Source organism: Enterococcus sp. ARL09-542 (assembly GCF_005234805.1).
Classification (GTDB): domain Bacteria; phylum Bacillota; class Bacilli; order Lactobacillales; family Enterococcaceae; genus Enterococcus_D; species Enterococcus_D gallinarum.
Genome location: NZ_QPQX01000007.1, coordinates 1 through 13808 on the forward strand (window position 1 = coordinate 1; position 13808 = coordinate 13808).

Genomic DNA, 13808 nt, shown 5'->3' on the forward strand with positions numbered 1-13808 from the left:
GCAGAGCAGATGATGAATAATACTAGGGGAACGAAGAGACCGTAGTAACCAAAGTCCGAAGGGAATCACTGCGACTGCGAAGCAGAGCAGATGATGAATAATACTAGGGGAACGAAGAGACCGTAGTAATCAAAGTCCAAAGGGAATCACTGCGACTGCGAAGCAGAGCAGATGATGAATAATACTAGGGGAACGAAGAGACCGTAGTAACCAAAGTCCGAAGGGAATCACTGCGACTGTGAAGCAGAGCAGATGATGAATAATACTAGGGGAACGAAGAGACCGTAGTAACCGAAGTCCGAAGGGAATCACTGCGACTGCGAAGCAGAGCAGATGATGACAAGCGTAGTTTGTTCATCAAACTATTGCCTCACTGCGAGTATGGGCGAGAAATCAATGGAATAAAACGATGCAACTTTATTTTTAGTTTCTTCAAGAAAGGAAGAGCAACATGTCAGTAACAGGACATATTCATTCAACAGAAAGTTTCGGATCAGTGGACGGACCAGGTATTCGCTTTATTGTCTTTATGCAAGGATGCCGGATGCGTTGTGAGTTTTGTCATAATCCAGATACTTGGAAAATCGGTGCCGGTATCGAACGGACGACAGATGACGTACTGGAAGAAGCACTCAAATATCGAGAATTTTGGGGAGAAAAAGGTGGGCTGACTGTGAGTGGCGGAGAACCATTGCTTCAGTTGGACTTCTTGATCGATCTTTTCCGGAAAGCCAAAGCTGCAGGGGTGAACACCACCTTAGATACGTGCGGAAAACCTTTTACTCGGGAAGAACCTTTTTTTAGCAAATTTCAAGAGTTGATGACTGTCACTGATTTGCTATTATTTGATATCAAGCATATTGATAATGATGCTCATAAGAAGCTGACCACACAATCCAACGACAACATCTTAGAAATGGCAAAATACCTTTCAGAAATCAATAAGCCAGTCTGGATCCGCCACGTGCTGGTGCCATTCAGAAGTGATTATGATGAGTTTTTGATCCGTTTAGATGCGTTTATCAAGACGTTGAATAATGTAGATAAAGTAGAGATTTTACCTTATCACACAATGGGTAAATATAAATGGGATGAATTAGGACTGAAGTATCCACTGGAAGGAATTGAGCCGCCAACACAAGATCGCGTGAAAAATGCAAAAGAGTTGCTTCATGTCGATGACTATAAAGGTTATCTTACCCGTTAACAAGCGTAGAGAAGATAACTATTGATTCTTTCCTATTTTTTGCTATCATTAGAAAGTGGAAAATGAATGAATTAGGAGCGATCATTATGTCGAAAATATTAGTATTTGGACACCAAAATCCTGATACAGATGCTATTGGAGCAGCAATTGCTTTTGCGCACTTGCAAAAGGAATTAGGAAAAGATACTGAAGCAGTTGCTCTGGGAACACCAAACGAAGAAACGCAATTTGCTTTGTCTCATTTTGAACTTGAAGCCCCGCGTGTGATTGAGCAGATTGAGGCTGGTTCAGAAGTGATGCTTGTGGATCATAATGAGTTTCAACAAAGTGCAGAAGGGATAGCAGAAGCTGCCATTTTAGCTGTAGTTGACCATCATCGTATCGCCAATTTTGAAACTGCAAACCCTCTCTACTACCGTGCAGAACCTGTTGGCTGTACGAGTACGATCGTGTTGAAATTATACCGTGAGGCAAATGTAGAGATTCCCGCAGCTATTGCCGGAATCATGTTGTCAGCGATCGTTTCAGATACATTGTTGTTCAAATCACCTACATGTACTGAGGAAGATATCGCCGCTGCAAAAGAGTTAGCAGCAATTGCTAATGTGGATTTAGATGCGTACGGTCTGGATATGTTGAAAGCTGGAACAAATTTAACAACCAAAACGGCTGCTGAGTTGTTGGATCTAGATGCAAAAAGTTTTCCGATGGGTGGAAAAAACATTCGTATCGGTCAAGTAAATACAGTGGATTTGAATGAAGTGTTTAGCCGCCAAGAAGAGCTAGAAACAGCAATGAAGGCCGAAAATCAGGCAAAAGGCTATGACTTGTACCTACTAGTCGTTACTGATATTTTGAACAGCAATTCCGAATTGCTAGTGATTGGAGAGCCAACTGCACCGGTTGAAGCGGCGTTTAACGTTGTCTTGACAGCAAATCGTGCCTTCTTACCTGGGGTTGTTTCTCGTAAAAAACAAGTTGTGCCGCAATTAACTGAAAGCTTTAATAACTAATAGCTGACAGGATAATACGGGCAAAAAAGATGAACATTTGAATTTGTCGGACAATCAGCAACTGCAGTCCTTTCACTGTAATAATGAAAGGTTTTTGGCTAGCAGGGAAGCTTAAGATTGTCCGGCTATTTTTGAATGAGAGACGGCCCTCCTAGTGGGAATGGAAAGAGAGCGAAAGACATGGAATTTTTTTATAGTAGTCATTATCAAGGAATTCAGAAAATTATTGATTCAGAGTTGTTCTTAAAACTGATTCTTTTCTTGAAAAAACAACAAAAACCACCAATCTTAAGAGAATTAAAACAAAATTTTCCAGAGAAAAATTTTGAAAAAATACTTGATCAGTTGATCGATGCTGGGATCATTAACCGAAAGGATCGTCGCTATCAAGTGGCATTTCCTATCTATTCCACACAAGATCAGCAGAAGAGTCGTGAGCGTTGGCAACAACCTAATACGATAATTTCAGAACAGTTGGCGTTCATTTTACAAGCGGAACTCATGAGTGACCAACGCTTTTTCTATGCTTGTGAGGAAGGAGTGGTACAAGGATTCATTTATCGGCTAATCCATGAGTCATACCAGCTTATTTCTCTTTCCCAAGAAAAATGGCCGGCAACGATTCCCGCTTTTTTTGCAGCAAATCGACAACAACTGTCATTGCCAATTTATCAGGAGCTGTTGCATTTGCTAGGGGATGTTGATGAGGCCTATTACTTAGATCAAATCAGTGTCATCTTTGAACGGGTGGCAAAACAGCGAAAAATCCGGCCAAGTATTTTTCTCACATCACTCATAGAAGGAAATATTCTTCAGTCAGAACAGCGTTTTGATCTTCCTGTTGTTGATCCTGCGTTTCTCACTGAGCAGAATGGGTCATCGATGGAAGGATTGTCCGAATTTGATCGGCGTACATTTTTAGCAGATTATCTTGGAAAAACATCTAATCCGCAAACAATTCTCATCACGGAAATGATAAAATTTTAATAAATGTTTAGAAATAGAAAAGATAAAAAAGAAAGAATTCATTAAAACCCTCTTTGGGATAACGTTTTCTTTCTTTTTTTGCATTTTTTATTATTTGAAAATGATTAGAAAATAACGAGCGTATTAATTGATTGTTCTCATTTGAGGTGGTATGATAACTTTAGAATTTTGAAAGGGGGCGTAAAAATTGGAAGGAATCAAAGCATTTCATACAGAAGTGATTGAAGAAACAAGAAGCAAAGCAGAGATGATCACTTTTGTTTCGATGGCGGAAATTGAGCATGCACGAAAAGAACTTTGCGAAGCCGGTATTGAAGAAAGCCGCTTTTCTGATGGAGAATTAATTTTTGCACTTAAACAAAAAAATGAATGTCAAGCAAATACAATCGTACCAATCGTGATCGACTGGTTGTTAATGAAAAACTATTTATTGACTCCGGCCCAAGCTGTTCGTTTTTTGACGAATAAATTAGGACAGACAGAATCAGTATCTTTGAAAGCATTAGGAGATCTTGAGTTTGACGGGGATGGAAAATACTTTTTGATTGCCTGTCAATCAATGAATAAGCAATATGAAAAAGTGTATAAAGTATATACAGATGGACAAGTGAAAGAACTTTGGCGGGCATGATTCTTTTTAGGATCGAGAGAAAGGTCATGCCTGTCTCTGAATGGATTAATCAAAGGTTGTGAGTCTCAGGTGAAATCAAATCAAAGAATCGTCTTTGCAAGTAGCCATGTGTTTATTTTTATTCTAAGTATGGTGTCGGCACTTTTATTTATTTTAAAAGTTCCTAACACATTTAATGCAAATCAAATTTTTTCAGAGAATATACATTTTTCAGACACAGTCTTTGATGTGGTCACAAGGCTTTTTTTATTGGGCATCTGTAGTTTATATACAACAGTTGCCAGCTTCTGGTCTTTTCGTTCTTGGCCTTATCTTTCAGCCGGAATTGGGATCGCTGCGGTCATAACGACTTTCCAGATGAAAGTTCAATTCCATCCATTTTTGTTTGCTTTATTTTTGATCGTCGGTTTGTTTCAAGTAAGTGTCGCTTCTTATGTCGCTTTTGTTTCCAAAAAAAGAAGCAGCATTGAAACAGGTTGAACCAATCGTGTTCAAGCTGTTTTTTTTCTGCCTTAAATCTTTTGATTATAAGCAGAGGATCGAAATACAACGAATCAGGAATAGGAATTGTTCTATTCCGGCAATCGCCAAGGCTTTTACGTTACGAGATCTTTAATTTATGCTATTCTACATATAGGAGCAGCAATGCTAAATTAAAGCCATCTGCCCTGAACTATTTTCCCAGTGATCTTCCTAATATTCTGTTTTTAGATGGAAGATTGATTGGCTGAAAAAATAGGGTTGATCTAAGAGGAGGTTTGACATACGAGTGGAAAATGAGCAAATGATTACAGCAGAGAAGCAGTTTACGACCGGTGAAAATTTTTATTCACAGCATCTTTTAGGTGCACATCGTATGAAAGCAGGCTATGTTTTTCGTGTCTGGGCGCCAAATGCGCAAAATGTCTGGCTAGTAGGTGACTTCAATCAATGGGATGACTCTTTGCCGATGACGAAACGCTCCGAATCGGGGATTTGGGAAATTACCACCAATCAGCCTCAAGAAGGACAGCATTATAAATTCAAGGTCAAGCAAGCCGACGGCCGTGAAATCATGAAAATTGATCCATATGCAATTTATTTCGAAGAACGACCTGGAACGGCTGCTGTCTTGTACACGGTGCCGGCAAAAAAATGGCGTGATGGTTTGTGGCAAGGCCGCAAAAAGCGTCAAAATCAATTTAAACGACCACTTAATATTTATGAAGTCCATGCAAGTTCTTGGAAACACCACGCAGATGGAACCCCTTATCGTTTTTCTGAATTAAAAGATGAACTCATTCCTTACCTCAAACAAATGGGCTACACCCATATTGAATTTATGCCATTGATGGAACATCCATTAGGCACATCGTGGGGTTATCAATTGATTGGCTATTTTGCGCTCAGCGCTTATTACGGCACACCAGAAGAATTTCAAGATTTTGTTGAAGCCTGTCACTTGGAAAATATCGGTGTCCTAGTTGACTGGGTGCCGGGCCATTTTTGTGTCAATGATGATTGTTTGGCTTACTATGATGGAACGCCGACATTTGAATATCAAGATGCCGATCGTGCAAAAAATGTTCGTTGGGGAGCAATCAATTTTGATTTAGGCAAACCACAAGTACAAAGTTTCTTGCTATCCAGTGCCCTTTTTTGGATCGAATTTTATCACATCGATGGGATTCGCGTGGATGCGGTTTCGAACATGATCTATCGAGACTACGACCAGGGTGTTTGGCAACCAAATCATGAGGGGGGCAATCGAAATTATGAAGGTTATTACTTCTTGCAGAAACTAAATGCAGTCGTGAAACTGGCGCATCCAGAAGTGATGATGATCGCTGAGGAAAGTACCTCAGAAACGAAAGTTACAGGCCTGATTGAAGAAGGGGCTCTTGGATTTGATTACAAATGGAATCTGGGCTGGATGAACGATGTCCTGCGTTTTTACCAAATGGATCCAATCTTCCGTAAGGATCATTTGAGTTTGTTGTCGTTCTCATTCATGTACCGCATGAATGAAAACTATATATTACCCCTTTCCCATGATGAAGTCGTCCATGGCAAACGTAGCTTAATGCACAAAATGTGGGGAGATCGTTACAAGCAATTTTCACAATTAAGAAATTTGTATACCTACATGATGACCCATCCAGGGAAGAAACTGCTGTTTATGGGCAGTGAGTGGGGACAATTTTTGGAATGGAAATATGATCACGGGCTTGAATGGGTCGATTTATCAGATGAACTAAATCAGCGTATGCAGCAATTTACAAAGACACTAAATGAACTGTATAAACAGGAGCGCTCATTGTGGGAAATCGAAGATAAAGAAGAATCGCTGGTAGTCATTGATGCTGATAACTTAGCGGAAACAACATTGACCTATTTGCGACAAGGTAAAACCAAAAAAGATTTCGTGATCGTTGTATTGAATTTGACACCTGTTGAACGCCACGATTTCGCCATTGGCGTTCCGTATGAAGGGACCTACCGTGAAGTATTGAATACCGAACGCGATAGTTTTGGCGGGACTTGGACCCAGAATAATCAAGACCAACAAACAGAAGCGATTCCATTCAAAGAATATCCTTATCAAATCAAAACAATTTTGCCAGCACTTGGGGCATTGATTATAAAACCAGAAAAGATTCAAATCAAACGCAGGAAAAAATGAAAGGGGGGAGGAGCTGGCTCGAAAGTCCAATCGAAGTGACAACGTGAAAGGTGATATCGAAAAGAAGGCTTTTTGAAAGAAAAGCATTCATATCGAAAATAACACCGGCATCGTGAAAGAGATTGGCTTTTTAGCGGCTCAAGAAAATGAAAACAGAGATGTTAGCGATGATCCTCGCAGGAGGACAAGGCACACGTTTAGGGAAGTTGACCAAAAATATTGCGAAACCTGCAGTACCTTTTGGTGGTCGGTATCGTATTATCGATTTTACATTAAGTAATTGTGTCAATTCAGGGATTAAGAATGTTGGTGTGGTGACACAGTATCAACCTTTGGCATTGAACAGTCACATTGGAAACGGATCAAGTTGGGGGTTAGATGGTATCAATACCGGAGTGACGATTTTACAACCCTACTCAAATTCTGAAGGTGGAAAATGGTTTGAAGGAACAGCTCATGCGATCTATCAAAACATTGCCTACATTGATGAAATGGACCCTCAATATGTATTAGTATTATCCGGTGACCATATCTACAAGATGGATTACGAAGAAATGCTGGAAAAACACAAAGAAAACGATGCGTCTCTTACTGTTGCAGTGCTAGAAGTGCCAATGAAAGACGCTTCCCGCTTTGGTATCATGAACACAGATAAAAATGACCGGATCATTGAATTTGATGAAAAACCAGCAGAGCCAAAAAGTAACTTAGCTTCAATGGGAATCTATATCTTTGACTGGGCTCGCTTACGCAGCGTACTGTTAAGCAATTATACAAAAGACGGCGAAATGGTCGACTTTGGGAAACACGTGATTCCATCTTACTTGGAAAGTGGCGACAATGTATTTGCTTATCGTTTTTCAGGCTATTGGAAAGACGTGGGTACCATTGATTCTCTTTGGGAAGCTAATATGGAATTTATCGATCCACAGATGGAACTGGGAATCCGTGATAAAAATTGGCAAGTCTTCTCAAAAAATCCGATTGCTCCTCCTCATTTCATTACAGAAACAGGTTCTGCAAAAAATTCGTTGATCATGGATGGTTGCTATGTTGCTGGAGATATTGAACATAGTATTTTATCAGAAAATGTTCAAGTCAAAGAAGGAACTAAGATCACAGATAGTGTGGTCATGCCTGGAGCAGTCATTGGGAAAAATGTAACACTAAAACGCGCGATCATTGGAGAAAATGCAGTGATCGGTGATGATGCAGTCATAGACGGAACAGATGAAATTGCTGTTGTTGGTTATTCTGAAGTGATAGGAGTGACGATTGATGAGAACTAATAAAATGTGTGCCATTTTAGGCAATCTGCACCGCTACAAAGAACTGATGCCCTTAACGGAAAGTCGTCCGTTGTCGACGCTATTGTTTGATTGTAAATATCGTTTGCTTGATTTCAACTTGTCAAGTATTGAAAATGCAAATATCAAACAAGTGTATATGATTTTTAATGAAGGAGAAACACAATCCGTATTTGACCATATCGGTGGCGGGAAAGAATGGAATCTAGATGGTGTTCAAAACCGTTTCTTCATTCATTTGTTCCAAGACTCATTAAAACAGCAAGCTGCTGGTCAAGAGTATTACTATAACGTGATCGATTATTTGGAAAAATCTAAATCAGAGCATACGGTTTATATGGGCAGCAATATTTTGTGCAACATCGATTTGCGGGCGTTGCTGAAAATCCACCAGTTACAGAATAAAGAAATGACGGTCGTTTATAAACGAATCAGCAGCGATAACGTAAGTGACAACGACTTAATCTTTTCAGTTGACGAAGAAGGCCATTTGAATGAAGCTGTCCAAGCGAAGAAATGCGAGACAGAAAGTATGGTCAATCTTTGCACTGATATCTTCATCATCAAAACAGACCGCCTGATCCAAGCTTTAAAAGAAGGACAAGCTGTAGGTGCTACTCCAGACCTAGGTCGTTTCTTGCGGGAACGAATCTCTATCGAAAATACTAGCTTGTATGAATATACTGGTTATTTAAGCAATATTTATGATATTCAATCCTATTACCAAACCAACATGGATATGTTAGATGTCCACAAATTTACCTCATTGCTTTACTCAAATCAAAAGATCTATACCAAGCTGAAGAATGAAGTGCCAACCTATTACGCTGAAACTTCGGATGTCAAAAATAGTCACTTTGCTTCTGGTTGTATCGTAGAAGGATCTGTCGAACGGTCACTTGTTGCCCGCAGAACAACGATTCATCCGAATGCCCATGTCAAAGACACGATCATTTTTGGGAATAATGAAATCAAGGAAGGTGCTGAAGTTTCCTATGCTATTCTCGATAAAAATGTTGTGATCGCAGAAGGTGTCAAAGTTAGAGGAACCAGTGACGCACCGATCGTCGTCAAAAAAAATACCCATGTCACTGAAGATCTAATTGGAGGAGCAACGGCATGAAGGTACTATTTGCCGCAGCAGAATGCGCGCCATTTTTCAAGACAGGTGGACTAGGGGATGTCGTGGGTGCATTGCCCAAAGAACTTGTCAAAAAAGGGGTAGAAACAGTCGTGGTTCTGCCATTCTTTACTAAAATGTCAGCCGACTATCAAGAACAGCTGGAAGATTGTTTTTCATTTGAAGTCAATGTGGGTTGGCGTAAGCAATATTGTGGGTTGAAGAAACTAGTTCTCAATCGTGTTACCTACTATTTTATCGATAATCTGTACTATTTTGGTCGTGATAATTTATACGATTATTATGATGATGGCGAACGTTTTGCCTTCTTTCAACTAGCAACTATCGAAATGATGGAGAGAATCGATTTTATTCCTGACGTGATTCATGTGAATGATTACCATACAGCAATGATTCCTTTTCTTCTGAAAGAAAAATATCATTGGATCAATGCTTATCAGAATATCCGCACCGTTTTGACGATTCATAACATTGGCTTTCAAGGATGGTATAGCAAAGATATTTTACCGGACTTGTTTGGCATGGGGACAGAGCGTTACGATGACGGGACATTACGATTAAATGACTGTTTGAATTTCATGAAAGCAGGTATTTTATACGCAGATCGTATCACAACAGTCAGTCCTTCTTATAGTGAGGAAATCAAAACACCGGAATTTGGTTGCGGACTTGAAGTCATTCTAAGAATGGAATCTGGGAAACTGCAAGGAATATTGAACGGGATCGATTATGAAACCAACGATCCTGCAACAGATCCATTGCTGCCCTATCATTTTACTTCCGATGAAATGTCCAGTAAAGCTGCAAACAAGCAAGAATTGCAAAAGATGCTGGGGCTACCAGCGCGTGATGTGCCTCTTATCACAGTGGTCAGCCGCTTGACTACACAAAAAGGCTTTCATCTTGTAATGCCGGAAATGGAAAACTTATTGCAATTTGATGTTCAATTTGCGCTTTTAGGAACGGGAGAACCGGAATTTGAAGAAGGATTCCGTTACTTTGCTGCAAAATATCCGGAAAAATGTGCCGCGGTGATTTCTTTTGATATTGGACTGGCGCAAAAAATGTATGCCGGAGCGGATCTGTTCTTGATGCCTTCTGCTTTTGAACCTTGCGGGCTTTCACAAATGATCGCCATGCGTTACGGAACATTGCCAGTCGTGCATGAGATTGGCGGACTAAAAGATACGGTAGATTCATACAATCCAATCACTCATCAAGGCACCGGATTTGGTTTCCAAGAGTTCACGTCATTTTATTTGATGAATGCAGTGAAACAAGGAATCCTGCTTTATCAAGACGACCAGCAAACGTGGAAATCTTTGCAAGCACAAGCCATGAATAAAGATTTTAGCTGGGACATTAGTTCCAATCAATATATTGATCTCTACCAAGCGATCAAAGTATAATCAAGTATAAGACAGAAGTATTCATTAGTCTGAAAGTAGAGCGGGTTTGACAGAACGACCTAGCGACAAGGGCGATTGGTGCTTCTGTCCTTTTTCATACAAATTGATAGTCATAAAGGAGTGAATTGTAATGGAGAAAGCTACCTTGCAAGAATTATTAGAAAGCCGGTTGAAAGATATTTTTTCGATCGAGATCGCAGAAGCTTCACCGCAAGAATTGTTTTTAGCTCTAGCTAACGTGGTCAAGAGCTGCTACGCGAATGATTGGAGCCAGACACGAAAAAATCTGCTCGTTGAACAGCAGAAACAGGCGTATTATTTCTCAATCGAATTTTTACCTGGAAAACTGTTGAAAAGTAATCTACTGAATTTAGGGTTGCTGGATACTGCGGAAGAGCTCTTCGAAGAGTTATCCTTTTCATTAGATGAAGTTGCTGAAGTTGAAAAAGATATGGCATTAGGAAATGGTGGACTAGGACGATTAGCTTCTTGTTTCATGGATTCTTTGGCTTCATTAGGGTTGCCAGGAAATGGGAACGGCATCCGTTATAATTATGGCCTTTTTAAACAAAAGTTTGTAGATGGGCATCAAGTAGAGCTGCCTGACGACTGGTTACGTGCCGGAAATGTCTGGGAGGTTCGAAAGGAGAGTAAAGCCGTGGATATCCAATATGGCGGCGAAGTGTACTTGATTGAAGACGAGAATGGGAGGCTGCGTCCTGAACGGCATGGTGGGTATGTCTGGCGTGCGGTTCCTTATGATACCGGAATGGTTGGCTATCAAAATGATATGATCAATACATTACGTTTGTGGAGCGTTGAGGTTCCTGCAGCGGAAGAAGCCAACTATGCAACCATTGAATCTCGTCGTTCTCTAGAAGATCTGACCGCTGTCTTGTATCCAGATGATTCTAATGAACGAGGCAAGAAGACTCGACTTATGCAAGAATATTTCTTTGTCTCAGCAGGCATTCAAAGTATTGTTCGCTACTATTTAAAATTGAATCATCCGCTAACGATGATGAGTGAAAAAATTGCTATCCATATCAATGATACCCACCCTGCATTATGTGTATCCGAGTTGATGCGGTTATTGTTAGATGATCATGATTTGCCATGGGAACAAGCATGGGCAATCACAGTGAAAGTCATGAGCTATACCAACCATACGATTATGGCTGAAGCGTTAGAAAAATGGCCGATTGATCTATTCAAAGAAGTTATTCCTCGGAATTACCAAATCATTGAAGAAATCGATCGTCGTTATCTTGAAGAGTATGCAGAGGTTCACGAAGCTGCCCTTCTTAATCGGACGCGTATTATCATTAATGGCCAAGTCCATATGGCGCATTTAGCGATTATTGGCAGCCATAGTGTCAATGGTGTCGCAAAGCTCCATTCTGATCTGTTGAAATCCGTTGTCCTACATGATTTTTATTTGATATTCCCAGAACGTTTCAATAATAAAACCAATGGGATCGCACAACGTCGCTGGATGCAGTTAGCCAACCAACCTTTATCAAAGGTGCTTGATACGACTATCGGCAAAAGTTGGCGCCATAACCCGCAAGACTTGCAATTATTGAAAAATTACCAAGAAGATCCAACAGTTTTGCAACGTCTAGCAGATGCAAAACTGACCAACAAACAAGCGTTAGCTGAATATATCCAGCAGACAACCGGGATCGAAGTTGATCCAACCGCGATATTTGATGTCCAAATCAAGCGGCTCCATGCGTATAAACGACAGTTGCTAAATGTGATGCATATTTTGAAACTATACTTTGACTTGAAAGATGACCCTCAAGCACCGATTCATCCACGGGTATTTATTTTTGGAGCGAAGGCCGCACCTAGTTATCACTATGCGAAAGCCATTATTAAAGTGATCAATGAAGTAGCTAACCTGATCAATCATGATCCGACAATCAATGATAAGCTGAAAGTCGTCTTTTTGGAAAACTACAACGTCACATTGGCTGAGCGGATCATTCCCGCAGCGGATGTCAGTGAGCAAATTTCCTTAGCATCAAAAGAAGCTTCCGGTACGAGCAACATGAAGCTGATGTTGAATGGGGCAGTCACGATCGCGACATTGGATGGCGCGAACATTGAGATTCGAGATGCAATCGGAGATGAGAACATTGCCATTTTTGGATTAACAGAAGAAGAGGTCTATGCTTATTATGCCCAACAAAACTATTCTGCGTATGCGTTTTACGAAGAAGATCCTGTGCTGCAACGGGTCGTGAATGCATTTATTGATGGAACGATCCCAAATATAGAAAGAGAAGGTCGGGAAGTGTTTGATTCACTATTAAAATATAATGATGAATACTTCTTGTTGAAAGACTTCAAATCTTATTGTGATGCCCAATATCGCGTGGATTTAGCTTATAAAGACCAACAGCGCTGGCAAGCGATCAGCTTGATGAATATTGCGAATGCCGGCAAATTTTCCGCAGATTATACGGTTCAAAATTATGCTGATGACATTTGGCAGATCGAACCATTGTATGCACATGTCAAAGAGCCTAATTCAGCTAGTCTGACGTAATAATCTATTGTACTTGCTCATTGAATATTCCCAAAAGACACCACAGCTTTCGTGAATTATTCACTGAAATATGATATGATTAGATAAAATCGCAACCAGAGGATGAGTGAATTGGCAAATTATTTAGATGTGAAACGCAAACATTTCCGTTTTCCAGCATATGATGATCAAGAAGGGGTAAAGCTGCAGTCCGAACACAAGGAAGTTTTCAGTCAGTCTGATGATTGGATTTTGACAGAAATCAAGGATCAACCTAGCACGAGCAGCAAAGAAAAGGATTCTGCTCACTCATTGCGTCGGAAAGTTCCTTCCAGTCACCCCAATTACGGTCATAGTGTGCGGCAAAAAGAAGAATTAGCGCAACATCGGGCAAATTTACCAAGCTATGGAAAACGACCTTTGCAGGAAAGTACACCTACCGGCAAAACAAATCTTTTTGGCAATGATCAACGACGTGCTTCTTATAAAGTGACGAGTAAAGCAGAACGGGCTGAAACGCCAACACCGACCAAGAAAGAGTATTCTGGGCGATCTTATTTTGTTCCCAAATACATTCCTGCATCGATCATCCCTGAACAAGAAAAAGAAGAGATCACTTCACAAGAACTGATGGATTCAATGGAGAAACCCCGCGAATCCTATTTGCTCTTTGATACTGAGCCAGCAGCCTACCAAGTAAAAGAAGGCGATGATCCCACGGTCAGAAAGTTCAATCGACCGCAATCTGTAGGCATGACACGGCGGGAATTTCGCGGCATGAACAAAAAAAACGGCGATAAGCGAGCTGTTCTAGATCGTTCCTTAGAAGGAATGATCGAAGAGGGGCAGTCAGAAAGCAATAAAAATGGCTACTTTCGCTCTTGATGAGTAGGACAACTGAAATAAGCAAAGGCA

The 13808-nt window shown here is 40.5% G+C and carries 11 protein-coding genes; all 11 read left to right on the top strand.

Annotated elements, in window-relative coordinates; genetic code table 11:
• Positions 1 to 451: 451 nt before the first annotated feature.
• The 11 genes from pflA to DVW06_RS09075 all read left to right on the top strand — a co-directional run bounded on the left by pflA (position 452) and on the right by DVW06_RS09075 (position 13778).
• The gene (gene pflA / locus DVW06_RS09025; protein ID WP_003126995.1) at positions 452 to 1207 is read left to right on the top strand and encodes a pyruvate formate-lyase-activating protein; all 756 of its coding nucleotides are present in this window, start codon (positions 452 to 454) and stop codon (positions 1205 to 1207) included.
• Positions 1208 to 1293: 86 nt separating this feature from the next.
• Complete coding sequence (locus tag DVW06_RS09030; protein WP_103299920.1) at positions 1294 to 2220, top strand: manganese-dependent inorganic pyrophosphatase; 927 nt, start codon at positions 1294 to 1296, stop codon at positions 2218 to 2220.
• Positions 2221 to 2355: 135 nt separating this feature from the next.
• The gene (locus DVW06_RS09035; RefSeq protein ID WP_137264573.1) at positions 2356 to 3207 is read left to right on the top strand and encodes a DUF1803 domain-containing protein; all 852 of its coding nucleotides are present in this window, start codon (positions 2356 to 2358) and stop codon (positions 3205 to 3207) included.
• A gap of 187 nt (positions 3208 to 3394) precedes the next feature.
• Positions 3395 to 3838: a hypothetical protein gene (locus DVW06_RS09040; RefSeq protein WP_103299922.1), complete on the top strand. Its 444-nt coding sequence runs from the start codon at positions 3395 to 3397 to the stop codon at positions 3836 to 3838.
• Positions 3839 to 3907: 69 nt separating this feature from the next.
• Positions 3908 to 4318: a hypothetical protein gene (locus tag DVW06_RS09045; protein WP_137264574.1), complete on the top strand. Its 411-nt coding sequence runs from the start codon at positions 3908 to 3910 to the stop codon at positions 4316 to 4318.
• Positions 4319 to 4622: 304 nt separating this feature from the next.
• Positions 4623 to 6500 carry a 1,4-alpha-glucan branching protein GlgB gene (gene glgB, locus DVW06_RS09050; protein ID WP_029486951.1) on the top strand — a complete coding sequence of 626 codons (1878 nt, stop codon included), beginning with the start codon at positions 4623 to 4625 and terminating at the stop codon, positions 6498 to 6500.
• A gap of 146 nt (positions 6501 to 6646) precedes the next feature.
• Positions 6647 to 7789, top strand: coding sequence for a glucose-1-phosphate adenylyltransferase (locus DVW06_RS09055; protein ID WP_003127006.1), 1143 nt, complete (start codon positions 6647 to 6649; stop codon positions 7787 to 7789).
• On the top strand, positions 7779 to 8930 hold the full coding sequence (gene glgD, locus DVW06_RS09060) for a glucose-1-phosphate adenylyltransferase subunit GlgD (protein ID WP_005472316.1): 1152 nt from the start codon (positions 7779 to 7781) through the stop codon (positions 8928 to 8930). The genes DVW06_RS09055 and glgD overlap by 11 nt, the downstream gene beginning before the upstream one ends.
• Positions 8927 to 10357, top strand: coding sequence for a glycogen synthase GlgA (gene glgA, locus DVW06_RS09065; protein WP_137264575.1), 1431 nt, complete (start codon positions 8927 to 8929; stop codon positions 10355 to 10357). Before glgD ends, glgA begins: the two co-directional genes overlap by 4 nt.
• A gap of 130 nt (positions 10358 to 10487) precedes the next feature.
• Positions 10488 to 12914, top strand: coding sequence for a glycogen/starch/alpha-glucan phosphorylase (locus DVW06_RS09070; RefSeq protein ID WP_021151107.1), 2427 nt, complete (start codon positions 10488 to 10490; stop codon positions 12912 to 12914).
• A 102-nt stretch (positions 12915 to 13016) separates the two neighbouring features.
• Positions 13017 to 13778, top strand: coding sequence for a hypothetical protein (locus DVW06_RS09075; protein WP_029486949.1), 762 nt, complete (start codon positions 13017 to 13019; stop codon positions 13776 to 13778).
• Positions 13779 to 13808: the final 30 nt, after the last annotated feature.